Annotated in this window: 21 protein-coding genes and 1 riboswitch; of the genes, 1 reads left to right on the top strand and 20 read right to left on the bottom strand. The window is 54.9% G+C overall.

Annotated elements, in window-relative coordinates; translation table 11 throughout:
- Nucleotides 1–147 precede the first annotated feature (147 nt).
- The 5 genes from MKY12_RS07270 to metA form a co-directional block, all read right to left on the bottom strand.
- Nucleotides 148–528, bottom strand: coding sequence for a DUF3221 domain-containing protein (locus MKY12_RS07270; RefSeq protein ID WP_339313296.1), 381 nt, complete (start codon nt 526–528; stop codon nt 148–150).
- Between the two features lie 82 nt (nt 529–610).
- Nucleotides 611–1,960, bottom strand: a complete 1,350-nt coding sequence (locus MKY12_RS07265) for a S1 family peptidase (RefSeq protein ID WP_339313295.1) — start codon at nt 1,958–1,960, stop codon at nt 611–613.
- A 260-nt stretch (nt 1,961–2,220) separates the two neighbouring features.
- Nucleotides 2,221–3,357: a cyclic dehypoxanthinyl futalosine synthase gene (gene mqnC, locus MKY12_RS07260; RefSeq protein ID WP_339254980.1), complete on the bottom strand. Its 1,137-nt coding sequence runs from the start codon at nt 3,355–3,357 to the stop codon at nt 2,221–2,223.
- Nucleotides 3,358–3,587: 230 nt separating this feature from the next.
- Nucleotides 3,588–4,754: an aminotransferase class I/II-fold pyridoxal phosphate-dependent enzyme gene (locus MKY12_RS07255; RefSeq protein ID WP_036722449.1), complete on the bottom strand. Its 1,167-nt coding sequence runs from the start codon at nt 4,752–4,754 to the stop codon at nt 3,588–3,590.
- Nucleotides 4,755–4,802: 48 nt separating this feature from the next.
- On the bottom strand, nt 4,803–5,720 hold the full coding sequence (gene metA / locus MKY12_RS07250; RefSeq protein ID WP_339313293.1) for a homoserine O-succinyltransferase: 918 nt from the start codon (nt 5,718–5,720) through the stop codon (nt 4,803–4,805).
- Between the two features lie 116 nt (nt 5,721–5,836).
- Nucleotides 5,837–5,968, bottom strand: a riboswitch (SAM riboswitch).
- Nucleotides 5,969–6,494: 526 nt separating this feature from the next.
- Between metA and corA the strand changes: the two genes are divergently transcribed.
- A complete protein-coding gene (gene corA, locus MKY12_RS07245) occupies nt 6,495–7,430 on the top strand; it encodes a magnesium/cobalt transporter CorA (RefSeq protein WP_209873045.1) in 936 nt (311 codons plus the stop codon).
- A gap of 170 nt (nt 7,431–7,600) precedes the next feature.
- On the opposite strand, the gene MKY12_RS07240 is transcribed toward corA, so the two are convergent.
- The 15 genes from MKY12_RS07240 to MKY12_RS07170 all read right to left on the bottom strand — a co-directional run bounded on the left by MKY12_RS07240 (nt 7,601) and on the right by MKY12_RS07170 (nt 24,964).
- Nucleotides 7,601–8,617, bottom strand: coding sequence for an HRDC domain-containing protein (locus tag MKY12_RS07240; RefSeq protein ID WP_036722453.1), 1,017 nt, complete (start codon nt 8,615–8,617; stop codon nt 7,601–7,603).
- A gap of 168 nt (nt 8,618–8,785) precedes the next feature.
- Nucleotides 8,786–9,667, bottom strand: coding sequence for an ROK family protein (locus MKY12_RS07235; protein ID WP_339313292.1), 882 nt, complete (start codon nt 9,665–9,667; stop codon nt 8,786–8,788).
- Between the two features lie 424 nt (nt 9,668–10,091).
- Entirely contained in the window at nt 10,092–11,690 is a 1,599-nt protein-coding gene (locus MKY12_RS07230) for a cobyrinate a,c-diamide synthase (protein ID WP_339313291.1), read from the bottom strand.
- The gene (locus tag MKY12_RS07225) at nt 11,683–12,867 is read right to left on the bottom strand and encodes a cobalamin biosynthesis protein (RefSeq protein ID WP_339313290.1); all 1,185 of its coding nucleotides are present in this window, start codon (nt 12,865–12,867) and stop codon (nt 11,683–11,685) included. Before MKY12_RS07225 ends, MKY12_RS07230 begins: the two co-directional genes overlap by 8 nt.
- Entirely contained in the window at nt 12,815–13,612 is a 798-nt protein-coding gene (cobM, locus tag MKY12_RS07220; RefSeq protein ID WP_339313289.1) for a precorrin-4 C(11)-methyltransferase, read from the bottom strand. Before cobM ends, MKY12_RS07225 begins: the two co-directional genes overlap by 53 nt.
- A complete protein-coding gene (cobI, locus tag MKY12_RS07215) occupies nt 13,609–14,484 on the bottom strand; it encodes a precorrin-2 C(20)-methyltransferase (RefSeq protein WP_339313288.1) in 876 nt (291 codons plus the stop codon). Before cobI ends, cobM begins: the two co-directional genes overlap by 4 nt.
- Nucleotides 14,485–14,515: 31 nt before the next feature.
- Nucleotides 14,516–15,742 (bottom strand): precorrin-6y C5,15-methyltransferase (decarboxylating) subunit CbiE, encoded by a 1,227-nt coding sequence (gene cbiE, locus MKY12_RS07210; RefSeq protein ID WP_339313287.1) that lies wholly within the window; start codon nt 15,740–15,742, stop codon nt 14,516–14,518.
- Nucleotides 15,735–16,850: a cobalt-precorrin-5B (C(1))-methyltransferase gene (locus MKY12_RS07205; RefSeq protein ID WP_339314813.1), complete on the bottom strand. Its 1,116-nt coding sequence runs from the start codon at nt 16,848–16,850 to the stop codon at nt 15,735–15,737. Before MKY12_RS07205 ends, cbiE begins: the two co-directional genes overlap by 8 nt.
- Before the next feature lie 994 nt (nt 16,851–17,844).
- The gene (locus tag MKY12_RS07200; protein ID WP_339257381.1) at nt 17,845–18,510 is read right to left on the bottom strand and encodes a precorrin-8X methylmutase; all 666 of its coding nucleotides are present in this window, start codon (nt 18,508–18,510) and stop codon (nt 17,845–17,847) included.
- A 2-nt stretch (nt 18,511–18,512) separates the two neighbouring features.
- Entirely contained in the window at nt 18,513–19,307 is a 795-nt protein-coding gene (gene cobK, locus MKY12_RS07195; RefSeq protein WP_339254974.1) for a precorrin-6A reductase, read from the bottom strand.
- Entirely contained in the window at nt 19,304–22,234 is a 2,931-nt protein-coding gene (gene cobJ, locus MKY12_RS07190) for a precorrin-3B C(17)-methyltransferase (RefSeq protein ID WP_339254973.1), read from the bottom strand. The genes cobK and cobJ overlap by 4 nt, the downstream gene beginning before the upstream one ends.
- 14 nt (nt 22,235–22,248) lie before the next feature.
- Nucleotides 22,249–23,109: an ABC transporter ATP-binding protein gene (locus tag MKY12_RS07185; RefSeq protein WP_339254972.1), complete on the bottom strand. Its 861-nt coding sequence runs from the start codon at nt 23,107–23,109 to the stop codon at nt 22,249–22,251.
- A 12-nt stretch (nt 23,110–23,121) separates the two neighbouring features.
- The gene (gene cbiQ, locus MKY12_RS07180; protein WP_339254971.1) at nt 23,122–23,910 is read right to left on the bottom strand and encodes a cobalt ECF transporter T component CbiQ; all 789 of its coding nucleotides are present in this window, start codon (nt 23,908–23,910) and stop codon (nt 23,122–23,124) included.
- Complete coding sequence (locus MKY12_RS07175; RefSeq protein ID WP_036722466.1) at nt 23,907–24,200, bottom strand: energy-coupling factor ABC transporter substrate-binding protein; 294 nt, start codon at nt 24,198–24,200, stop codon at nt 23,907–23,909. Before MKY12_RS07175 ends, cbiQ begins: the two co-directional genes overlap by 4 nt.
- The gene (locus MKY12_RS07170; RefSeq protein WP_036722468.1) at nt 24,200–24,964 is read right to left on the bottom strand and encodes an energy-coupling factor ABC transporter permease; all 765 of its coding nucleotides are present in this window, start codon (nt 24,962–24,964) and stop codon (nt 24,200–24,202) included. Before MKY12_RS07170 ends, MKY12_RS07175 begins: the two co-directional genes overlap by 1 nt.
- Nucleotides 24,965–25,048 lie beyond the last annotated feature (84 nt).

The raw sequence follows: 25,048 nt of genomic DNA, 5'->3' as shown, positions 1-25,048 counted from the left end.
ACCGCAAAAAAAGCCAATTCAAGAAGATTCCAATGGGCAGAACCGTTCTTGAATTGGCTATGAGTTTATTTCAGACCCTAGAGATGACACCTATGCTGGGTGAAGCAGTAAAAAAAACAACTGATGGTGATCAGTTTGCTTTTTTTACTATTGATCTAATTCGATCCTTGTTGCTTTACCACTTGATGGAAAAGAAGAATCCACTTGATCAACCCAAACAAAGACCTTATCTCCTTTTTTTAATGAAGTAGAATTAGAAAGATCTTTTGTAGAGATCCACATTGCGTTTGGATCAGCTTTTTTTATAATTTCCTCTACATTTGATTTTTCTATTTCATCCTTTTCAACTCCCCACACAATAAGCTTTTTTGAATTTTCTTTTGTATCTACAATGTAACCATTAATATCCCATCCAGAATGATTCATTGAATCTGCATCCCCAGCACTGTTTGATACATCATTAACTTTTACATCGTTACAACCAACAAGTACAATCAATATTAATAACAAAAAATATTTAAGTTTCATAATTTCCCTCATTTCTATATATTTGTGATACAAATATATAGACATTCATTTACAAAAAGATGTTGCATTAAATTTAAATTTCTCACCAAGTAACTGGAGTTAATCCAAGTCGATTAGTAATATGAGTCACATGAGAATAAGCAGAATAATCATTTGAGTATCCTTTATGAAGTCCCATAAGTTTTCCTCTACTAAAAACTGTTCCTCCACTATCACCTCCTGATTGTGCGAAAGTTGCTAATCTCAATGAATCAAACCAAACGTCCACACCATTAGGATCTTTCCAATAATTGTAGTGCGCTTTACTTTGTAAGGTCCCACATGAGCTTGATTCTCCTCTGTTTCTACCAGACATACAAACTACTTGACCTAATACATCATTGCCTGCTACTTCCACACTCGTTAAATTAGAGTCCTTATATACCTTATTACTTAGCAAAGAATTTGAAGTTACTCTAATACCATTCGCATCCACTTCGTTACCATAGTGGCTTAGGCTACTTGTATAACCTATATAATTACCTCCTTGATATATTCCCACACCAGAATTTTTATACCAACAATGCGCGGCTGTAATAACATATGGATTAGAATTCGCATCAATCGCTGAATAGCCCATTGAACATACGCCTGATGTTGAGGGTGAAGAATCAATTGCTAAACCACCTTGTAACGGACTTGTTGTGGTTGTTCTGCTAGAATCTACTGTGGAATAATCATCATCTAACTCTTCAATTTCAAACAAAGATTGATCCTGTTGTGTTATAGAACTTATCTTACTTAATGCGTACTCTTTATCTATATTACTTTTAGTTATACCAAGTTTAACCTTTTGGCCAATAAAATCTCCTGTAACATAACGTATATCTATATCCTGAGAGATCAATTCTATGTTTTCAGAAACTAGCATTGATACATCCTCTATTTGTTTTTCTGAATACCCTCCCTCTTCAAAGGATATCGGTAATTCAATATTGAACTTATCTTCAAATTGTTCTGCTAAGTACGTCACATTACTTACAGTCCCTTTTTGCAAACTATCTTCTTGAGATTTTATAATTATTCGAACTTCCCCACCATTAGCTTGATCAATATATAATCCCAAATACTTTTCTTTAAGTTCTGGCACTGAATAAAAATATTCTTTAATTTGAGGTATCAATTTATCTTGCTGTTCGAACCTTTTTGTCAAAGCTTCTTCTTCAGATGAAGATAAATAAATTCCATATTTCTTTGATATATATTTATTATCATTAAAAATTTTAGCGCTTTCATCATTATTAAGTCCAAATTCTACTCTCTTTTCAAGAGCGTTTTCTAATCTAACGGAGTCTTCTAATGAATTCACACCTTCCTCTGCGTTTAAATTACTTGCTGAGAACCCCCCGAAAAATAAGAGAATAGTAAAAATCATTGAAGCTACTTTCTTCATTTAATCTCCTCCAATATTTATTTGATATTCATTTGGAATAAAAAGAATATATATCACTTTTTTTTAAACATAACCCATATTTTCCAAACATTTTATTTTTTAAAATCGCCTGGAGCATGTTTATAAAATAGCTAAAACAATTTCCTTAAAAACAAAAAAGAGCTGTGGATAATCTCCACAACTCTTACTGTTAAACTCTTACTGTTAAACTCTTACTGTTAATGTTATTTCATTATGCCAAAAGCACCCTATACATTCACTTAGTTCTGCATCACAAAATCATTGTCAATCTTGACACTCGCATCCTCGAATGTGCGCAGAATGTCATAACGCGTGTTGCGCTGCGCCGGAATCTTGCCAGCTTCGCGGATGAGCTGGGTGATCGACTCGATGTTGACCTTGTAGGTCGCGCCCGCCGAGGAGACTACGTTCTCCTCAATCATCGTGCTGCCGAAGTCGTTGCAGCCGTATTGCAGGGAGAGCTTGCCTACTTCAGGCCCCATCGTAACCCAGGAGGACTGGAAGTTCTTGATATTGTCCAGCACCAGGCGGCTGATGGCTACGGTCTTCAGGTATTCCTCCGGGGTCTGGCGGTCCAGCTTCAGGTTCGTATTATCCGGCTGGAAGGTCCAGGAGATGAACGCCAGGAAGCCCTCGGAATCATATTTGTTCGCAATACATTCGTCCTGGGCTTCACGGACACGCAGCAGATGCAGCGCCCGTTCTTCCATACTCTCGCCAAGACCAATCACCATCGTGGCTGTTGTATTCATGCCGATCCGGTGTGCGGTCTGCATGACATCCATCCACTCGCGCCAGGAGCCCTTAAGCCGGCTGATCTTGCGGCGGGTACGGTCATCGAGAATCTCTGCGCCTCCGCCCGGCAGGGAATCGAGGCCCGCAGCATGGATCTCACGCATGACCTGCTCCAGCGGCAAGCCGGAGACCTCCACCATCTTCATAATCTCCGCCGGTGAGAAGGAATGCATCGTAATCTCCGGGAACCGCTGCTTGATGCCGCGCAGAATATCCGTATAATAGCTGAACGGCAGATTGGGATTCGTACCGCCCTGCATCAGAATCTCGGTTCCGTTTACGCTCATGGTCTCGGCAATCTTCTGGTAGATCGTCTCATCGGGAAGCACATAGCCTTCCTCCGAACCGGGTCTGCGGTAAAAGGCGCAGAATCGGCAGTATACATCACATACATTGGTGTAGTTAATGTTGCGGCCGATGACGAATGTCGTCACTGGCTCCGGGTGCCAGCGCTTCATAATAATATCTGCGGCAGCGCCCATTTTCTCAATTTCATTGCTCTCGAATAATGTGACCGTATCTTCCAACTGAAGACGTTCACCCTTCAGTGCCTTATCCAGTATAAGATCGACTGCACTCACTGTTGACGGCCTCCTCTTCATCTATGAAGTCTATGAGATAAATACAATTTGAAATAAAAATAGTCCGTTCTCCCATCGTATCACAATCGGCTGTTCTTGAAAAATGTTTCGCTGCACAGAACCGAATAAATGCCCTTGTCCCAGGCAAAATAAACAGCAGTGCACAAAGGCACTGCTGCTTGTACGTTCTGCGAATCTCGCATGCCGGGCAGGTCCGGCGGCGCATCGCATTATTCCAGCTCGCTCCGGGCGGCCTCCAGGGCCTGCCCGAGATCGGCGATCAGATCATCTACATGCTCTATGCCGACAGAGAAGCGCAGCAGCCGGTCATCCACGCCTACAGCATCGCGGATTTCAGCCGGAATATCGGCATGGGTCTGTATCGCCGGATAGGTCATCAGCGATTCCACACCGCCCAGACTCTCGGCGAAGGCGATCAGCTTGATATGGCGGAGCAGCGGCTCCACATAGCTGGCCTCTTTTACCTTGAAGGAGAAGATCCCGGTGTTGCCGGAAGACTGGCGGTTCTGAATCGCATAGCCCGGATGGTCCGGCAGGCCCGGGTGGAAGACCTCAGCAATCGCCGGATGCTCCTGCAGATAACGGGCAATGGCCAGGGCGTTGCTCTCATGCCGCTCCATACGCAGGGCGAGGGTCTTCATGCCCTTCATCAGCTGGTAGCTGTCATTCGGCGCGAGAACGGCTCCCAAGGAGTTATGCAGGACAGCCATTTCAGCCGACAATTCTGCACCCTTGGTCACAATCAGCCCCGCCAGCACATCGTTATGCCCGCCCAGATACTTAGTCGCACTGTGAACCACGATATCTGCGCCAAGCTCCAACGGGCGCTGGAAGAACGGGGTCAGCAGCGTATTGTCCACAATCGTGAGTAGCCCGTGACGGCGGGCCCAGGTACATACGGCTTCGACATCCGTAATCATCATTAGCGGGTTGGTCGGCGTCTCAATGAATACAGCCTTCGTGCCCGGCTGGCGGGCCGCTTCCAGGCCATCCAGATCATTCGTATCTACATAGGAGGCGCTGATGCCGTATTTGGAGAGAATCCGTTCCAGCAGCCGGTAAGTACCGCCGTACAAGTCCAGCGATACAATGAGATGGTCCCCTTGTCCAAACAAGGTGAACACTGTAGTCAGTGCAGCCATACCGGAGGCACAGGCGAAGCCGGCATCCCCGGATTCCAGGGCTGCTGCCGCTTCTTCTAGGACAGAGCGGGTAGGATTTTTGGTGCGGATGTAGTCAAAGCCTGTGCTCTGTCCAAGCCGCGGGTGACGGAAGGCCGTCGCATGATAAATCGGGTAATTAATGGCCCCGGTGGCGGGGTCCTCCATTGAACCAATCTGTGCCAGTCTGCTCTCAATTCTCAGTTTCTCATCCATCTCCATTGCCTCCTGATTAATTACTTCTATTAAGAATAAGTCAACCTCTTAGATAAATGCCCCGATATCGTAAGGAGTCTCCTGGTATACATAGTAATTGAGCCAATTAGCGAATAATAAGTTAGCATGGGCGCGCCAGACTGCCGGCGGTGTGCGTGTCGGATCATCCTTGGGATAATAGTGCTTCGGCAGGGCAACCTCCAGCCCCTTGGCGATATCCCGGTCATACTCCCATTTTAAGGAGAAGGGATCATACTCCGAATGTCCGGTGACAAAAATCTGCTTCCCGTCATGCGTAGCCACCAGGTACACCCCGGCTTCCTCGGATTCTGCCAGAATCTGCAGCTCCGGGTTCTGCTCAATATCTTCACGGGTGACGTCGGTATGGCGGGAATGCGGAACATGGAACACTTCATCGAAGCCGCGCAGCAGCTTGACATTATTATGGCTCATTGTATGCGGAAACACTCCAAAGCATTTGTCCGGCAGACTCACCTTGCGCACGCCGAAGTGATGATACAGCCCTGCCTGCGCCGCCCAACAGATGTGCATGGTCGAGGTTACATTCTGCTTGCTCCACTCAAAAATCACTTTCAGCTCTTCCCAGTAGTTGACATCCTCGAACTCCAGCTGTTCTACGGGAGCGCCGGTTACAATCAAGCCGTCGAACCGGCGGTGGCTGATCTCATCAAAGGTTTTGTAAAAGCTCTTCAAATGCTCTGCCGAAGTATTCTTGGACGTATGAGAGCTGGGGTGCAGCAGAACAACATCCACCTGAAGCGGGGAATTCCCGATAAGGCGCAGCAGCTGGGTCTCAGTAGTTTCTTTGGTAGGCATCAGGTTCAGGATGGCGATCCGGAGAGGACGGATATCCTGATGGAAGGCCTGGCTTTCATCCATTACAAAAATATTCTCACCGGATAATACTTCTTTGGCCGGCAGGCTGTCGGGAATTTTGATAGGCATTGCTGTTCACTCCTTAACTGAAATGGGGTTCCACTTGGTGGTTCAACCTGAGGCAGGGTAGCGAAAAAAGACCTTTCCCGGGCGAGAAAGGTCATATCATGCAGTCATATGCGCCTCTCTCATCTGCCAGAGAACTTCCGCCGGACGAACAACGCCCTGCAAAGCTTCCGCAAGAATTAGCACCGTGCGTTCACACGCCGGTTGCCGGGTTTCATCGGGCTAGTCCCTCCACCTGCTCTTGATAAGATTTAGCTGTATTCAGTTGAATAACCTTAAGCATCTGAACGATGCTTTTTCTTAAATTTCACTTTAAATCATGAACCTCCTTTTCGTCAAGTCCATACAATGCTGAAGGGGCCTTATAACAGAAAACAATTTCTCTTGTAAGAGCCATATCCCGGCGTTATACTAGACAAGTGTTTCAACCAAGTGGAAACGGCTTTGCCGTCCCTTTAAAGGACGGTACCGTTTCAGCGAGAAATATAAGGATAAGGGATCGTGTGAAACCTATACATTCTTATATTTCAAAAAAAACGGCGAAAAGAAGAGGTGAGAGAACAATGGAAGGCGACCCGGGCTCGCGAATAAGCGTGCAGAATGAACAACCACACAGGATTAACATCAGCTTGCCGGCGGCGGGAGCCCTTTTTCTTCATGCTCTCGGACCGTCTTTTGGCCTTCGTCCATGATTGTACCACCGGCCAAGCTGATTTTTTCCGTGTGCTGAAATTAGCATACCCCTGGAGAAGACCAGGGACATAAGGAGTGAATCAGATGAAAATCCGGCTGGTGAATGCAGGGGTTTTTACGCCTATTGACAATATTGAAGAAACTTTAACCGCCCCTGCTGAGGGGTTCTACTGGATTGATGCCGATGTGGAGGACCTTGTAGAGCTTCAGCCTATATACGGCCTGCATGATCTGGCTGTGGAAGACTGTCTAAGTGAAGAGGATCAGCGTCCGAAGCTGGAGATTTATGAGAGTCATTATTTCATCGTGGTGAACAGCATCCGGTTCGATGATGAGGAAATCTTCCTCCGTGCACTCAATGTATTCCTTGGCAGACATTTCATTATTACCGTTACGAAGCAGAAGATCCATGAACTGCGTGTCCTGAAGCCCGTACTGTGGGAGCAGGAGGTCAGTACGCCTGACCGCTTCCTGTATCTGCTGATCGACCTCGTTGTCGACAACTTCTTCTCGGTCGGTGACCGGATTGAAGCGCGGATCGAGAAGCTGGAAGAAGACATCCTCATGCATACCAAGAAATCGCATCTGAGCGAGATCATCGGTCTGCGCAGTGAGATTCTCTGGCTGAAGAAGATGCTCGGCCCGCAGAAGGAAGTTATCAACACACTCAACAAGAAGGATCTTCGCCTGATCGACGATCAGCTGCAGAAGTATTTCAGCGATATTTATGAGAATGCGGTCAAGATCTCTGAGACCTTCGAAACATACCGCGATCTCATGGGCAACTTGCGCGAAGCTTATCAGTCCAGTATTGCGAACCGAGCCAATGAAATCATGCGTGTATTTACAGCAATTACTACCATATTCATGCCGCTGACCGTGATTACCGGAATCTACGGCATGAACTTTGACAATATCCCGGAGATCCACACCGAGTACGGCTACTATGGCGTCATTGCCGTTATGGTGACGCTAGGCTGCGGAATGCTAATTATCTTCCGTAAGAAGGAGTGGCTATGAAGCAGAGCGGACGAATACGAAGGACGAAGGCACCGTATACCCGGCTACCGGGACTCGGAGAGCCTTCGTCTTTTTGGTATGTCACCAGTATGTAATGCGTCTGCGCCGATCAGGAATTCCGGTCATCAGGACCGTAGATTGGGACTGATGCAGGCCATCAGACTCAATAATTATTGAGGGGTAACTATCCCTAACGCCGCCGGATGCTCCCGCCGGAAGCGGATGCGGATCAGCCGCAGGCGTTCGTAATACAGATCAAGTCCGTCAGCAGGTACGAAGTTGTCGCCGTAGGCTTTGTAGAGGACAGGCTTCAGGAAGTTGTCGCCGATCAGTTCATAGGCTGTCCAAATATTGTTCTGTTCTTCGGGACTCACCTCTCTCAGCTCCAGGGCAATAAGCTTCTCGGCCGAGTAGCCGTCCTTCTCCAGCTCCTCTACCACTTCAAGCACTTCACGGCGGGAAACTCCGCTAAGCACTCTGAGCTGCTCCATCCCCTGTCCCTCTTCAATCCCCTGTAATAGAACGCGCCGCAGTCTCAGCCGCTCCAGCTGCTTCTTGTACTTAAGCTCCTTCTGCTTATAGTGCCAGGATACGAAGCTCTCTTCGTCTATGGCATGATTCACCCAGCTTAGCGGAAAATCATGCTCACGCTCAGCCGCCGCGGTGATGCTAAGCCAGTCTGCACCATACTGTGAGACTTTGCCTTCACCCACACCCGGGAGCTGCAGCAGCTCCTCCTCCGTGCGGGGAAGAAATGCGCTGATCATGCGCAGCAGTCGGTTGCTGGCCAGGATATAAGGCGCCTTCCGCTCACTGGAGGCCTTCCCTCTGCGCCAGGAGCACAGCTCCTCGAAGATGGCTTCATTCCCGTATTGCTCACTGTAATACTGCAGCTTAAGCTGCTCCTGGCTGCGGCTGCTGAGGTTATCGTCATCATGAAATACCCCGTCAATCAGCGGGCGGTAGCCATCCCCCATCTTCACGGCAAGCTCGTGCCGGTAAACACACAGCATCTCATTCCATGATCCGCCTTCATACCACAGGCTGTCGCCCGTCTCCTCTTCGCCGGAGAAATCACGCCAGCCAAGACGCCACTGACCCTCTTCCTCTCCAATCCACAGCTGGGCAAAATTCTCTTCGTCCATTCCTGATCTTCTGCACAAACGGTTCATAAATACGATCTGCATATGAATCCCTTCTTTCGTCGTCTTACAGTACGCATGAGCGCTCTGAACGCAAAAAAAGCACCTCTCCCACGACATTCGTGAAAGAGGTGCTTCCTCTTAAATGCTATACTGTTAAAACCTAGAATACCATATATTACGTAACAGTCAATCTCTTTTTGACAAAATATCCTACTTGCGGTCTAAAGCCAGCTTGGCCAGACCCAGTGCTCCCGACAGACCGGCGTTATCTCCAAGCTGCGGAGGCACAATGTAGCTGCCAATCTCTTCATTGAGCGCTGGATGCTGCACATATCCGCCGAGCAGCTCCTGCAGCTTGGCATGGATCAGCGGGAAGAGCTGGCTCTGCTTCATCACACCGCCGCCCATTACGATCTTCTGCGGCGAGAGGATCAGCACATAGTTCATAAGAGCATGAGCCAGATAGTGGGCCTCCATCGCCCAGGCCGGATGATCCGCAGGCAGCTCGCCCGCGGGCTTACCCCAGCGCTTGCCGATGGCCGGCCCCGCCGCCAGACCCTCCAGGCAATCGCCGTGATAAGGGCAAAAGCCTTCGTAGTGGTCCTCAGGATGACGACGGACCAGGATATGGCCCATCTCGGGGTGGGACAGCCCGTGAACGAGCTTCCCGCCTACCACAGCACCGGCACCAATCCCGGTGCCCACCGTGATATAGAGACAACTGTCCAGCCCTTGCGCTGCTCCCCAGGTGTACTCGCCCAGCGCTGCGCCGTTCACATCTGTATCAAAGCCGATCGGAACCCGGAATTGCTCCTCAACGGCTCCAACCAGATTATACCCGCCCCAATGCGGCTTCGGTGTGGTTGTAATATATCCATAGGTGGGGCTGCCGATAACAGGGTCAATCGGTCCGAAGGAACCGATCCCGATAGCCTCCACAGCTTTTCCGCTGAAATAATCCATTACCTGGCCCATAGTCTCCTGAGGAGTAGCCGTCGGAAAGCTCACCCGGTCGATAATCGTCCCGTCCTCATTCCCGATACCGCATACAAACTTCGTTCCCCCTGCTTCAATCGCTCCCAACAATTTCACTGCAGCGTTCCCCCTTCTCCTGATGCATCCATATGCTGTTGCTTCTGATAATTTCGATAGACTCCTGAGATACGATAAATACAATGATAGTTTCCTGCGCTGGAACTAGCCGGTTGACCAGTCCGAGCGCATTAATGAAGCGTTCTCTTGTCCTATTATACGTATCAAATATACGTATGACAAGCGGTTGACATATAGTATAAAGAAGTGGTTTGCTGATGAGGCTTAGGCCGCATTGAACGGGACGGGGGTAGTTGGATTTTCTACAGTTGCTAATGAACGAATAGCCGATGCTAGAACAACAGTTGGAAAAACAACACTTAATGTTGCCCATTTTAGCCCAAGTAGCTAAAAGTAACATGAATAGATGTTGTTTTTCCACTTATCGCCACACATTTCGTTAGAATTAATAATTTAAGATACGTTATTCCACTTGTTGGTTCCGGGAGCCGGGAACATGCTGCTGCACAGCCTGTTTGCGGCCACGATAGGCCCGGCAGGCTGCTACAAGCCGGGCTGCTGCCGGGAGATGGGAGGCCAGATGGATATGCGCATAAGCAGCCATAATGCTGCCGCTGATGTAGCCTTCCGGCTGGCTGCCCCCTCTGCCCTTACTCTCGTAGGCATAGGTCCGGGCTGCCCCCTCAGGATAGCTCATGACGGAGTAATGAAATTCATGGCCGCGCAGACGCTCGCCCTGCTTCAGCAGCAGACAGTCGTGAAGTGCCGTAACTTCACGATACCCGAGTGCCGCCCGGCGTTCCTGCATCACGGTATGCGCAGGAATGATTCCGGCCATCTCATGCACCGTGCCGGTGCGGTCGGTCAGACTGCGGGCCAGCACCATATAGCCGCCGCACTCCGCATACAGTGGCATTCCAGCGTCTGCGGCGGATCTCAGGCCGCTTAGGAAGAGTTGGTTCGCGGCAATCACCGCCGCGAATTCTTCCGGGAAGCCGCCGCCGAGATAGATGCCGTCAGCTTCCGGCGGAATGCCTTCACCGCTGAGCGGGCTGAAGTAAGCCAGCTTAGCACCCGCATGTGCGAGCAGCTCCAGATTATCGGCGTAGTAGAAATTGAACGCCGCATCCCGGGCTACGGCAATGAGCGGGCCAGGCCCCGCCGGGCCTGCCTGTGTCTTATGTATCTGAGCAGCGGGGTTACAAAGTTCAGCCGCATATGTAAGGGAGCGGACTTGCTGGTCCGGCATCTGCATGCAGGCAAGCAAAGCTTCTTGCTCCGGCGCCACAGGCTGCCCTTGCACAGCAGGCGCGGCCGCAGCAAGCTCCAGCAGCCGTTCCAGATCCGTGCCTTGCTCCAGCATGTCGGCGGCACGCTCGAACAAGGGCGCAAGCTCCCCGCGCTCCACAGCGGGCAGCAGGCCCAGATGCCGCTCCGGGATGTCCAGCCCGCTGTCGCGGGGGAGCCAGCCAATCACGGGAATCCCGCAGGCTGCTTCAATGGCAGCCTTAACTAACCGGTAGTGACCCTCGCTGCCGCAGCGGTTCACCAGAACGGCGGCAATCTGCACCTGCGGCTCCAGCTGCCGGAAGCCCAGCACTATCGCCGCGGCACTGCGCCCCATGCTGCGGACATCGACCACCAGCAGCACAGGGCTGGCGGTCAGGATGGCGATCTCCGCCGTGGATCCGGTCAGTGCTGTGTCTTCCTTGCCGTCATACAACCCCATCACGCCCTCAATGACGGACAGGTCAGCATCCGCCGAAGCCTGCAGGAAATACTCCTGCAGATAGTCGCTTGAAGTCATCCAGGAGTCCAGGTTGCGCGAGGGATGGCCTGTGACCGCAGTGTGATAGGCGGGATCGATATAGTCAGGGCCGCATTTGAAGCCCTGAACCTTCAGGCCCCGCCGGGCAAAAGCGCGCATCAGCCCCAGTGTGACCGTTGTTTTGCCCGAGCCGCTGCCTGTGCCTGCGATGACCAGGCGGGGATGCGCCTGCGGCTCACGGGGGGCTGATCCAGGCTTTTTTTCATATCCGGCTGCATTCCTCAGCTCATTCACCGCTCTTCCCCTCCTTCTCTCCGGGATAGACAATCCGGGCTACGGCGATGGTCACATTGCCGCTCTTGAGCTTAGGCTGCAGGAGCGAATGCGCACCTGAAGACAGCAGCGCAGCAGGTTCACAGACACCGTAAGCCCCGGTTGCCCTGAATACCACCTCAGACGGATGGTCCAGATCTACTGTATTGAGCTGCTCCGGGGTGTACAGAACCAGCTCCCAGCTGTATTTGACGCACAAGGCCAAGAGTCCCGCTTCATCCCCCTTGATCCCGGCTGTCGCCACATTCCGCACACTATCGAGCGACAGACGAAGCTCATTCAGAGTGCGCAGGACCACGGCTTCCAGCTCTTCCGCAGACGTCCCGCGGTTACAGCCGAGTCCAAGCACCAGACTGCGCGGGCGATACACTACAGTGTACTCGGCCAGAGTAGTATCTGCCGGTGCGTCCTCCTCTGGTTCCTCCGTCACCCGGTCGCTTACCACAATCGCTGCACTGAAGCTGCGTCTGCTATACCGAAGCTCGGCTCTGCTTGCGAACATAAAGACATGCTCCGGCACCTCAGCACCCGGCGGCAGCCAGTCACGTTCCCCGCTCTCCTGCACAAAGGCTACCGGCTCCCCGTTAACGAGCGCAGCACTAACCCCCTTCATGGAGGTGAAGCTGTCGGCACGCCAGCCGTACTCCCGGCCCAGCAGATCAACAGCGAAGGTGCCCTGCACATCCGAAGCCGTGGTGATCACCGGATGGCTGCCCAGCAGCTCCGCAATCTCCAGTGTCAGCCTATTCGCTCCGCCAAGATGGCCGGAGAGCATGCTGATGACATGCTCCCCGCGCTCATCGATGACGATGACGGCAGGATCGGTTCTTTTATCCCGCAGCAGCGGAGCCGTCAGCCGGACAGCCGCCCCCAGTGAGAAGAACAGAATGACCGCCTCATAGCTCCCGAAGAGCCCAGGCAGCACCCCTCTGACCGGTCCGTCAAATACAGTGATCTCCCCGCTCCGCGCCTCCAGCTCTCCGCTATACTTGGCATAGACAAAGACCTCAGTCCCGCCAAGCCGCCCGCCGAGCTTCACAGCCAGCTCTATGCCACTCCGCGTAATGGCAACAGCCGCATACCGCTTACTCACCGGAGCCGATTCCTTCCCTGCAGCCGTGGGTGAAGGTCTTGTCATACAGCTTGGAGCGGTGCTGATCGCGGTCCGTCAGCCCGGGGGCCAGCGCCCAGCCGGCCAGGATCATGGCATGCATGGTGATGCCGGCACCTTGCAGGTCCGCCTCCAGCTTCTCAACCGTGGTCCGCAGAATCTGCTGATCCGGCCAAGTGGCCCGCTTCACGACCGCCACCGGGGTCTCCGGGCTCCAGCCTGCGGCCAGGAATTCACTGCTCACATGACCGGCCAGTGATGCACTCAGAAACAGCGCCACCGTGCAGTGATGCTCCGCCAGCTTGCGCAGCTGCTCGCGCTCCGGCACGGGTGTGCGCCCTTCCGCACGGGTCAGAATGACCGTCTGCGTCAGCTCCGGCACGGTCAGCTCTGCGCCAACCGCCGCCGCAGAGGCAAAAACCGAGCTGACGCCCGGTACAATCTCGTAAGCGACGCCACGTAGCTTCAGCAGCGACATCTGCTCCAGAATCGCGCCGTACATGGCGGGGTCTCCGGTGTGGACGCGGGCTACGCTTTTACCGGACTGCACGGCAAGCGTCATCAGCTCCACCTGCTGCTCCAGATCCATGCCCGAGCTCTGAAGCACCTGCGCACCGGGCTTAGCGCTGCGGATCAGCTCCTCGCTGACCAGCGAATCCGCATACAGCACCAGATCAGCGGAGCGCAAGATTCGGCTGCCTTTTACAGTGATCAGCTCGGGGTCACCCGGTCCGGCACCTACAATGTATACCTTCGACGCAAGCTCTGTCATTTGCTCACCACCATCAGACTCAGGTACTCCACTTCCTTGCCCCGCAGGTCCCGTGCATCGCGCCAGACAGTCTCATAGGGGGAGGTGACCTTGGTTACCACCGAGGCGCGGCCGGACAAGCCCAGCTCATCCAGCACATCCAGCACCACATCCAGCACCTTGGCCACCTTAAGGAACACCACCGTATCATGATGCAGCAGCGCTTCCCGAAGCGCCTCCCTGTCGTCCGTAGCCGGGATGATCCCCACCCGCTGATTGCCGTCTGCCAGGGGCTGCTCCAGCGCAGCCGCCGCGCCCAGCACCGAGGATATTCCCGGAACCGAGACGACCGGCACACCGGGGTGCAGCTCTTGCATCAGCCGGGCCAGATGAATGAAGGTACTGTAGAGATTAGGATCGCCTTCGGTCACGAAAGCCACATCCCGCCCCTGTCTCAGCTCTCCCCAGCACAGCTCTACCGTACGGGTCCAGCCGCCAGCCAGCAGCTCCGGGTCCTTCGTCATCGGAAAGACCAGTCCGAGCATGATTTTGTCCTGCGGGTCTACATGCAGCTCAATGATTTCATAGGCGTAGGATTTGCCGCCCTTCTTGGTTGCCGGGTAGGCAATCACCGGACATTCCCGCAGCAGACGGCAAGCCTTAAGCGTAATCAGCTCCGGGTCGCCGGGGCCAACGCCTATGCCGTATAACGTTCCGAGCGCCCGGGGAGTCAGTCTTTCCTCCAGCTCCAGCTCTTCTGCATCCAGCGGGTCAAATAACGCACTGGCCGCCTGTATCGCTGCTTCTGTCCACAGCGTCCCTGCCGCTTCTCCTGACGATATTTCCTGTCCCTCCGCAGCCTGCTCACGCGGCTCAGTTACATCGGTCTTCATTGCGGGTTCCTCCTTCGTTATTGTCTGATGATTAATGAAGCCTCCGGCCGCTGACCACATAGACGGGATTCATTCCGTCGAACCGGGTCATGCCGAGAATCGGCTTGCCGCGCGACGCCTGAAGCATCGTCACCTCGCAGGCCAGCCCTGCGGCCTTAAGCGCCTCCATGCTGCCATGCAGGGTCTCCACCGTAATCGCCCCAACCACAATCCTTCCGCCGGGCTGAAGCCTCGCAGCGCTATGTTCAATAATGGCCGCCAGCTCACCGCCGCTCCCGCCGATGAAGACGGCATCCGGGTCAGGTAGAGCCGTTAAGCCCTGCGGCGCCTTCGCCTGAATGATCTGGAAATCCGCCCGGAACTTCAGACGGTTCGCTGCCATATTCGGCAGGTTCTCCGCACTTTTCTCCAGAGCGTAGACCCTCCCGAGTCTGGCGATCCGCGCACATTCCGCAGCCACCGCACCCGAGCCGGAGCCGATATCCCACACGACTGCATCCTCGGACAGGTTCAGCTCCGACAGCACCAGAGCGCGGACCTCGCGCTTCGTAATCAGGCCTTTCTCCGGCTTACGCTGCCGGAACTCCCCGTCGGGATAAGCGAATCCGCGCCGCACGGGAGCGGAGACCTCCTGCTTACGGCGCAGGATCACGACATTAAGCGCCGCGAACTCCCTGGTCTCCATTTCCTCCAGCGTCCAGAACCGGCAGATCTCCTCTGCGCCGCCAAGCCGCTCGCAGACAAACGCCTCATATTCCACCATCCCGAACTCCTGCAGATAAGCGGCAATGACCGCAGGGGTGTTGTTCTCGTCTGTCAGCAGGGCGATTTTGTGCCTGCCGTCTATACGCTGGGCCAGTCCCTGAATGGGACTCCCGTGCAGACTGATCAGCTCCGCATCCTGCCAGCTGTCCCCGAGCCGCGCGAACGCAAGCTGCACGCTGCTATAATGAGGGATCACCTCCACATGCTCCGGCCCGAACCTGCGGACAAGATACCCGGCAATCCCAAAAAAGAACGGGTCCCCCGAGGCCAGCACCACCGTCCGCCGCTCACGCCACACCTCCTCCAGCTTGTCTGTAAAAGGCTTCAGCCCGCCTTGCAGCACGATTTTCTCCCCTCTGTATCTGCCGAAAAAATTCAATTGCCGCTCGCCGCCCAGCAGCACCTCGCTGTTGTTCACTATGCTTAAGCTATCCGGGGTCAGGCCGCCGGCACCATCCTCACCGATCCCGATCACATAAATCAGGTTATCCATGAATCTCCGCCCTTCCCAGCACCCTGCCCTTCATTGTAATGAGCACCATTTCCACAATCATGCCTCCGTTTATATGCGCCAGACTCTGTTCACAGGCATGCCTGCACAGCTGCTCGAAAAAAGTGTGATTCCCCGCCTCAGTCATCATATCCACGACCTGTGAGGCTGTGTTGGCGGCGGCAATCTCCTGCACCTGCTCAGGGGACGCTCCCGCACCCGCCGCAACGGCTGCCAGAAATCCGAAATCGACGGGCGCGTTCTTGGAGTGAATCAGCATGGCCCCCTGAGCCACCTTGGAGAATTTGCCGGCCATCCCGACGAAGGTAACCTTGCGAATTCCGTATGCCTTGGCATGCTCCAGCGAGAAGCCCACATATTCCCCCATCTGTATAAAAGCTTCCTCCGGAAGCTCTGCGAACATCGCGATGGCGTATTTCTCGCTGCTGCCGCCTGTGGTGAGCACAACCTGCCGGTTCCCCGCCGCAGCCGCCACCGAGATAGCCTGAACCACACTCGCCTTGTAGGCCTCGGTGGAGAATGGGGTCACCACCCCCCGCGTGCCCAGGATCGAAATGCCGCCCAGAATACCCAGCCGGGGATTCAGCGTCTTCATGGCGATGCTCTCGCCCTCCGGCACGCTGATGACTACCCTCAGGCCCCGCACTGCACCGTGCTCCTCCAGTACGGCGGATACCGCCTCCTGAATCATCCGCCGGGGCACCGGATTAATCGCCGCCTCTCCCACGCCCACCGGCAGCCCCGGCTTCGTCACCCGGCCAACACCGCGGCCCCCGTCAATCTCCACGCCCGGCTGATCCCGCCAGCTCACCGCCGCCTCGATCCACGCCAGATGCGTCGCATCCGGATCGTCTCCGGCATCCTTCACTGTGGCACAGCTTGCCGTGTGCGACCCTGCGCGCTGCCAGCCAGTCAGCTCAAAGGTATGACGGAACCCGGCCGGCAGATCAATCTCTACCACAGGCAGGCTCTCCCCTGTAATGAGCAGGGTGGCCGCACCTGCGGCTGCCGCTGCGGCACAGGCCCCTGTCGTGTAGCCCCTGCGCAGCGGAGGAGCGGGCGTTTCACCTGCGGATTCGGGAGCGGGCAATCCGGGTTCTACAGCCTGCTTTACCTGCTCAGCCGCTGGCTTGAACTCGAGGCAGCTGGCTTGCTCCGGTTGCTCAGTTGCCTGATCGAATCCGGACAATCCGGGTTCGATAGGCTGGCGTACCTGCTCGGCCGTCTGCCCGATCGCGGGGCTGCTGGCTTGCTCCAGCCGTTCAACTGCTTCTGCGGATTCGGGGCCGCCTACTTGCTCCAACTGCTCAGATCCCTGATCGAATTCAGGTCCGGCTGCTTGCTCTACCCGCTCTGCTTGCCCTGCCCCTGCCTCCCCGCTTTCTTGGCCCCGGTTCTGCCTGACGGCTTGATCGGCTATTTCCTTGGTCATGGCACTCCCTCTTTGCTGATGGTCTAAGAATGAATCCTCAGAATCTGAACAATCTGCACACCGCTGAAGCTTATCCGCTGAGCGTTCGCCCTGGGCAGGTAACCTGTCTTACTCTCTATATAACCTGATTATACTGCTGCTTCTAAGCAAATCAGGAGATTTTTATACAAATTCTGGATCCATTGCACTTTGTACATTAGTTGAACCCCAAATCCGCCAAAAAAGTAAGTCTGCTGCATTTTGTACATTAGAATTTGGCGGGGGAGGTGTTTTGGAGCTGTTATCCACAAATCAAGTGTATGAACTACAGTAGAACCAGATTTCAACTATAAAATCACGAATTCTGTTGTACAGAATACTATTAGAACTAAAGAAGTAAATAATTTGAGATAGTTGTATTCTGTACATTTAAAACCCGCAAAAAGGGAGGATTTCCTCATCTAACTGTAATCTGTACAACTATATCTGCCCAAATGAAGGAGAACACCGATTATAGAAAAGTATAATTGCACGTTTTACAGCTAATTGGCTATTCACTCGTAGATCAGAGCATTTAGTTGTACAGAGTGCGATTAAGCATACCACTTGCACCTTAAGCGGGATATGACAACTCACCAGCCCTACGCTTCAGCGATCTGATTCTCTGATCAAGCTAACCCAGCTCGCCCGCCGCCCGGCGGACTGCCAGCAGACTTAGTGCGTTCACTGCGGCGACCACGATTGTACTGCCGCCTTTGCGGCCGATATTGGTGATGTAGGGAATATCCAGCTTGCGCAGCTCATCCTTGGATTCCGCCGCAGAGACGAAGCCAACGGGCATGCCGATGACAAGTCCGGGCTGGGCGGCGCCTGCTTTTACCAGACGGATCAGCTCCAGCAGGGCAGTCGGCGCGTTGCCGATGACATAGATTCCCCCCGGTGCCTGGGCGCAGGCCTTGCGCGTTGCGATAATCGCCCTTGTGGTTCCCAGCGCCTTCGCCTCGTCCACCACATCAGGATCTGAAATATGTACCCGGACCTCGCCGCCGTACCGCTGAATCCGCTCCTTGGCAATGCCCGCCTCCACCATCCGCACATCCGCTATAATCGGCTTGCCCTGCAGAATGGCGTGAATCCCCGCCTCAATCGCCCCGGGATGGAACACCAGGCTGCGCCCCAGCTCAAAATCAGCCGAAGCATGAATAATCCGCTGTACAATCGGGTACTCCAATGCACTAAACGAATGTTCACCCAGCTCCTCCGTAATCATCTGAAAGCTTAGACCCTCTATCTCCTGCGGCTGTACGGTCACCGGCTTGAACTCTGTCCCGAAATCCACATTCATCCCTCTTCCCTCGTCATTAGCAGCGCATTCTTCACAGCAGCCGTAATCTCGTCAAAAGAATCAAACACCGTTCCGCCATCCCCGAAGGGCAGCCCCGGCCGCATAATCAAAATCACATATAACCCCATATCCAGCGCGGCATGCAGCTTCTCATCCACCGAGCCTTCGGCCCCGCTCTCCTTGGTAATCATCACCCGGGTGCCGTACTGCCGGTATAAGGCCTCATTCATCTCTCTGCTAAAAGGGCCCTGAAGCGCAATAATATTCCGCTGCTCAATCCCAAGGGTCAGACACTTCTCCAGATTCTCCAGACAAGGCAGCAGCCTTACGGTCAGCCGGATATCCGGATCTCCCAACAGCTCCTCCGCAAAAATCTCCAGCGTTTTGCCGCCGGTAGTCAGCATCACAGAGCCCTTCAGCTCCTTAGCCTTGCGCGCAGCCTCTTCATAGGAATGCACTAGCAACAGCCGGGGGTGGCTGTTATAGATAAGGCTCTGCCGCTCGTAGCGGAAGTAAGGCAACCCCAGGGCAGCAGCAGCTTCCATTGCATTAGCATGGGCCTCCAGCGCAAAAGGATGGCTGCCGTCCACCACGGCACGGTACCCGCCCGCTTGCAGCAAAGCGATCATCGCCTCGCGGTCCAGTCTGCCGACGCGGGTGCGGATGCCTGCGGCCATAAGGCGTTCTGCCCCGCTGGGCGTCACCACGCTGGCCTGCAGCGGCAGGCCTTGGCGCAGGAGGCTCTGAGCCAGCTCGCGGGCGTCGCTGGTGCCGCATAACATGAAGATCATCGCGGCTGGCGAAGCGCCAGATCGTCTGCCAGAGCCGCCGCCTCCGTTACATCATGCCGCCCATGGCAGTGATGCTCATGCGCGTGATGCGTGTGCCCATGTTCATCATGCCTGTGATGCGCACACTCGTGATGTGCATGCTCATGCTCCCTATGGCAGTGATCATGCGTATGCCCATGTTCCCCGTGGCAGTGGCGCCCGTGTCCATGTCCCTCATGACTGTGATGCCCATGCCCGTAATGTCCATGCCCATGCTCCCCGTGCTCCTCCTCACCATGATGGTGATGGTGATGGTGATGATGGTGCAAAGAGGCTGCATCGCGGTATTTGCAGTTATCGCAGTTACTGAAGGCACGGCCTTCCAGCGTCTCCTCGATCCGCTCTGTCAGCATATCCGCCAGCAGCGGATGTGCGCCCAGTGTGCCGCCGATCTCCACTTCAAGCCCGGGATGCTCCGCTGCGAATTGCGCCACTCTCTCTGCGAACTGCTGCATTAGCACTCCGGTGAACAGCAGGTACGGCAGAACAATAATTTTGCGCGCACCCAATGCAAGGCAGCGCTCAAGCCCGTCCGGCAGCGAAGGCTTGGCGATGGCAATGAAGCAGCTTTCCACGCTGCGGTAGCCTGTTCTCTCCCAGAGCAGCCGGCTTATTTTATACAGATCGCTGTTGGCATCCGGGTCACTGCCCCCGCGTCCCATCAGTAGCACGATGGTGTCCTTATCCTCTATGGTGGATGCACCGTTCCCGCGCAGGTCCAGGTCCATTCCGCCAGCCACCTTCACCTGCAGGAGTGGAAGTCGTTCTGCTTCCTGAATCCGCTCCAGCAGAATATCGACGGCACGGTCCTGCACCCCCAGCGGACGTCCGTAGATGAACTTCACCCCGGGATATCTCTGCTTGGCTTCATCAATGGCCATTGGAATATCAAGCTTGGAATGCCCCGCCGCGAACAAAATAATCGGCACTACGTATATCTCCGCCGCACCACCCTCAATGCATCTGGCAATTCCGCCAGCGATGGAAGGCGAGGCCAGCTCTATGAAGCAGGTCTCAACCTTCAGCTCCGGCTTACGGGCTGCGAGCCGGCGGGTGAATTCCAGCAGCTCCTCATTTCCCGCTTGAACCCGGCTCCCGTGTCCCACCAGTAATACCGTTCTCATCGTCTGCACTCCTTCTTTGCTGTTATCGTTATCTGATGTATGGGCTGCACTCCCTGTTGCGCTGTCCATCCGTTCCCGGAACGCATGATACCGCTCCTGCTCCCGGCCATGAGCCCTGTAGTCCTCAACTGCGGCAGCTACAGCGGCTACCGCTTGCTCTTCGTCCATCCCTTCACGCACCAAAATCCCTGCATGGGCACCCCGCCCGGACTTCTTGCCGCCGAGATACAACTCATAGCTGCCGCGCGACATTACCAGTCCGATATCATCCAGCACAGCGGAGCTGCAAGCCATCCCGCAGCCGGCTACACTGATGTGCAGCTCTCTGGGCACAGCCATTCCATGCAGCAGGGTGTGGAGCCGGACAGCAGCACTTAACGCTCCGCTTCTGCGCAGCTCACAGAATCCGCAGGTCTTCACCTTCACGTAATCTCCAGGTGTACTTACATTCAGTCCGGCCTCCAGCAGCCTTGCTCCTGCCTCTGCCTCTTCATTCCGGCTGCCGCGCAGCAGGAAATATCCGTCCTTCGTATAGATCAATTGCCCATCGCTGCCTGCAAGCTCAGCCAGCAGCTTCATCTGATCACCGTTGAAGCTGCGGCTGCCGGTTGCGGGAGCAATCTCCAGCTCGAAGGAAGAATCGGTGGATGCCTTCAGGCGACCGGATAAGCTCCGCAGCCGCTCCACCTGCGGAGCAGCAGCCAGGCTCTGCGCAGCAGCCTCTTCCGTCTGTCCTGGTTCCGCTTCGCCACAGCCCAGCGCCCATTCCATCCGAACCGAACCTGATGCTTCTGCACTTTTCACCTGTCCCGGCTCGGTCTCGCTTCCAACATCTGCTGCATCCCTCTGCCCAGTCTCTGCTGCTCTCCCAGCATCCACAGTTTTGGCCGCTCCGGCTCCAGCTGCCCCCTCTGTCTGCCCGGACTCCGCCGCAGCCAGCGACCACGGTTCTGCGGCTGTGCGCAGCCGCTCGTGCGGCTTCAGCGTCTGCGTCTGTGCTCCGAGACTGTACTTGCGCTCATATCCGCGCGGCGTAATCATCAGGTCCTCATAGACAACGGTAGCAGAGTTGCCGACCACCACGGTTGAGAGCATGCCGATCTCATGCTCCAGCATATCCTGCAGCGTCGTTACGACTGTCTGCTGGCGGTCACGGTAGGCGCTTTTGACAATGCCTACCGGTGTAGCCGGATCACGGTAACGCAGCAGAATAGTGCGCGCTTCTTCAATCTGACGCGTCCGTCTGCCGCTGCGCGGATTATAGAACGCAATGACGAAATCTGCTGCCCCCGCCGCTTCCACACGCGCAGCAATGCTCTCCCAGGGGGTAAGATGATCGCTCAGGCTGATCGTGCAGGAATCATGCATAATCGGCGCTCCAAGCAGCGAGGAACAGGACTGGATCGCCGATATTCCCGGGATCACCTCCACCTGTACCCCCTCTGAGCGGCTCCAACCGCGTTCGATCAGCACCTCGTATACCAGCCCGGCCATCCCGTAGACACCGGCATCGCCGCTGGAGATTACTGCAATCGTCTGTCCCGCTTCTGCTCTGCGGACGGCCTCCTGGGCCCGGCTGACTTCTTCAGTCATCCCCGTGCCGACAATCTCCTGGTGCCGCAGCAGCGGCCTGATCAGATCTACATAAGTGGTATAGCCGATGACCGCCTCACTCTCATCCAGCGCAGCCAGTGCGCGGCCGGTAATATGCTCCAGCGCTCCGGGGCCGAAGCCGATAATCAGCAGCTTTCCTTGTTTCTTCATTCTTCTTCCCCCGTTCATGAATAGCTGTGGTTAAGCGCAAGCAGCTTATGCAGTTTGTCCTTGAATTCCCCGGCGGTGCGGGGAGCGCTCTGCCCTGCGGTCAAGCTGGCAGGCAGGCTGAACCATAAGTCAGCCAGCAGCGGCAGTCCCAGTCCGATGGACAATAGCTCTTCCCGTCCCGCAAAAATCTCCTCCGGAGTCCCCGCCGCCCGGCATCTTCCATGCTCCAGCACAATAATCCAGTCCGCCCAGCGGTAGGCCAGGTCCATATCATGCGTAGCCATAACTACGGTTGTCCCTTTATCATGTATGGCTTCAAGCCCCTTCAGCATCTTCGTTTCCGATAACGGGTCCAGATAAGAGGTCGGCTCATCCAATAGAATCAGCTCCGGCTCCATAGCCAGTACACCGGCGAGTGCCGTGCGTTTCTTCTGGCCCAGGCTAAGCTGGTGCATCGGTTTATCGCTCAGATCGGTCAGATTCAGCAGCTCCATGACCTCCCGGCAGCGCGCAGCAATAGCCGGTTCAGCCATGCCGCTGCCGCGCAGCCCGAACGACACATCCTCCAGCGGTGTGCTGAGGATCAGCTGCTGCTCAGGGTCCTGGAAGACCAGGCCCACCTTCCGCCGCAGAGCGGCCAGCTCTTTTTTGGAATAGGATAACGCCTTCCCTCCTTGCACAACCGTACCCTGCTGCGGGCGCAGAATGCCGACGGCATGCAGGAACAGCGTCGATTTGCCCGAACCGTTATGACCGAGTACCGCCGTCTTGCTGCCTGCGGGGATGGAGAACGTCAGTTCATGCAGTGCAGGCTCCTTCGTATCCGGGTAATGAAAGACCACTCCGTCACAAGCCAAGCTAGATTCCTGATCCATGGCCGGCTCCTTTCATATGCTTATGATAAAATACGCCTCAGCCAGCAGCAGCACCGCAATACCAGCATAAGCCTGAACAGTATAGCGCCGTGGCACAGGACGCGCCGTATAAGGCGGGAGAATAATCTCGTCTGTGAAGCCGCGGGCCAGCAGCCCCTGCGATAATCCGTAATAACGGTGCATCGTGTTGCCGAATAGCGCCCCTGCCATGGCCGCAGTCTCCCGCAGTCTGGCCTTGTAGCCCCGGCGGCCTCCGCGCAGCCTGCGGGCCAGCAGCAGACCATGCGCTGCATCACTCAGCAGGAACAGGAAGCGGTACATAATCAGCATCAGCTCCAGGACAATCTGCGGCATCCGCAGCCTGCGCAGCACCTGCAACAGCTCACTAAACGGAGTAGTGAACATCAGGAAGAAGAAACAGCTCATGCAGGCAGAGATTCTGGCCAGCAGCTCCCCTGCCCGCTGAAGCCCGGCCGCTGTAACATATACCTGCAGGTTCAGTCCCGGAAGCGGGAATATTCCTGCCTCTCCCGCTGCCGGATGCCCGAATTCCACGAGCAGCGCCGGTACGCTAAGGGCATAGAACAGCAGCGCTGTGCCGAACAGCATGCCATAAGCACGGAAGGGAATACGGGCCTGTAATACACACCAGGACATCATCCATAGGGTGATTGCAGCCTGTAGTACCGGATGTACGGTGTAAGATAGCAGGAACATCAGGGCTGCGAACGAGCTTTTCCACATCGGGGACAACTGGCGCAGAGCATTATTGTAAGAGAGAACGTCAATCCGCCGGATCACTTGCTGCTATGCTGCTTCGTCCCGCCTTGCTTGCCCTTGAGCAGCCCCAGGGTATAACCGATCACACCGGCACCAATCGCGGCCTGCAATGCAAACAGCATACTCTCCGTCTCACCCGGCAGCTCGGTCAGCGGCTTGAACCACGGCTTATAGTCAGGATTCATTTCGGTAATCACACCTTCAGCCGCATCATCGGCCCCTCCGAATTCCCCATTAACCAGCAGCAGCGGCAGAATGACCAGCAGAATAACAACCAGCAGCATCAACCCATTTTTCCATTTATTGCTCATTAGGCTCTTCCTCCGTTCACCTTGCGTTTCAGCAGCGACAATTCATTCGGGCTATACGATTTCAGCCAGTTCCAGAGCAGTACCGTCAACAGCCCTTCACTGATGGCCAGCGGGATTTGCGTCACGGCAAAGATGCCCCCGAATTTGAGAAAAGATGCCAGAACGCCGCCATCCGCCGCCGGAAACGCCACCGCTAGCTGGAAGGACGTCACCACATACGTACTAAGGTCCGCTACCGCTGCGGCGCAGAACAGGGCCAGCTTCTCGCGGTCCGGCATTTTCATCATCAGTTTATACACTGCATATCCGGCAAAAGGACCCGCCACCGCCATCGAGAACGCATTGGCTCCAAGCGTAGTGATCCCGCCGTGCGCCAGCAGCAGCGCCTGAAACAGCAGGACAATCGAGCCGATTACGCTCATGGGCAGCGGCCCCAGCATTACCGCACCTAGTCCGGTACCGGTGGGGTGGGAGCTGCTTCCGGTCACGGAAGGCATTTTGAGCGCAGACAGTACGAAGGTAAACGCCCCGGCCAGACCCAGCAGCAGCTTCAGCTCCGGATTCTCCCGGGTCATGGCTCTCAGCTTGAAGATTCCAAGGACAAAGAACGGGATAAACGCCGCCCACCAGAACACTGCCCAGCCAACCGGCAGGAATCCTTCCATAATGTGCATCGCCCGGGCCGTCCCCGGTTCGTTCAGCATAAAGTACACCGTAAATCCGGCAACCAGTGCCGCAAAGCTCCACCATCTGTGCTTTTTCATTTGTCACCCTCCATGTTTGTTGATTTCCCATTACAGATCATAAAGCCCAAAAAACCCACCCTATAGGGTGGGAGTGTATGTACG

It is taken from the genome of Paenibacillus sp. FSL M7-0896 (assembly GCF_037975415.1).
Taxonomy (GTDB): Bacteria; Bacillota; Bacilli; order Paenibacillales; family Paenibacillaceae; genus Paenibacillus_AQ; species Paenibacillus_AQ silagei.
Note: the sequence above shows the minus strand (reverse complement) of the source record. Positions and strands in the feature narration are given on the sequence as shown.

What these genes read in the sequence shown, in the direction of transcription:
- cobJ (WP_339254973.1), bottom strand. Translation starts at nt 22,234, where the DNA reads ATGAAGAAACAAGGAAAGCTGCTGATTATCGGCTTCGGCCCCGGAGCG.
- corA (WP_209873045.1), top strand. Translation starts at nt 6,495, where the DNA reads ATGAAAATCCGGCTGGTGAATGCAGGGGTTTTTACGCCTATTGACAAT.
- cobI (WP_339313288.1), bottom strand. Translation starts at nt 14,484, where the DNA reads ATGAAGACCGATGTAACTGAGCCGCGTGAGCAGGCTGCGGAGGGACAG.
- MKY12_RS07240 (WP_036722453.1), bottom strand. Translation starts at nt 8,617, where the DNA reads ATGCAGATCGTATTTATGAACCGTTTGTGCAGAAGATCAGGAATGGAC.
- MKY12_RS07265 (WP_339313295.1), bottom strand. Translation starts at nt 1,960, where the DNA reads ATGAAGAAAGTAGCTTCAATGATTTTTACTATTCTCTTATTTTTCGGG.
- cobK (WP_339254974.1), bottom strand. Translation starts at nt 19,307, where the DNA reads ATGATCTTCATGTTATGCGGCACCAGCGACGCCCGCGAGCTGGCTCAG.
- cbiE (WP_339313287.1), bottom strand. Translation starts at nt 15,742, where the DNA reads ATGGATAACCTGATTTATGTGATCGGGATCGGTGAGGATGGTGCCGGC.
- MKY12_RS07170 (WP_036722468.1), bottom strand. Translation starts at nt 24,964, where the DNA reads ATGAAAAAGCACAGATGGTGGAGCTTTGCGGCACTGGTTGCCGGATTT.
- MKY12_RS07175 (WP_036722466.1), bottom strand. Translation starts at nt 24,200, where the DNA reads ATGAGCAATAAATGGAAAAATGGGTTGATGCTGCTGGTTGTTATTCTG.
- MKY12_RS07225 (WP_339313290.1), bottom strand. Translation starts at nt 12,867, where the DNA reads ATGACAAGACCTTCACCCACGGCTGCAGGGAAGGAATCGGCTCCGGTG.
- MKY12_RS07185 (WP_339254972.1), bottom strand. Translation starts at nt 23,109, where the DNA reads ATGGATCAGGAATCTAGCTTGGCTTGTGACGGAGTGGTCTTTCATTAC.
- metA (WP_339313293.1), bottom strand. Translation starts at nt 5,720, where the DNA reads ATGCCTATCAAAATTCCCGACAGCCTGCCGGCCAAAGAAGTATTATCC.
- cobM (WP_339313289.1), bottom strand. Translation starts at nt 13,612, where the DNA reads ATGACAGAGCTTGCGTCGAAGGTATACATTGTAGGTGCCGGACCGGGT.
- MKY12_RS07270 (WP_339313296.1), bottom strand. Translation starts at nt 528, where the DNA reads ATGAAACTTAAATATTTTTTGTTATTAATATTGATTGTACTTGTTGGT.
- MKY12_RS07255 (WP_036722449.1), bottom strand. Translation starts at nt 4,754, where the DNA reads ATGGATGAGAAACTGAGAATTGAGAGCAGACTGGCACAGATTGGTTCA.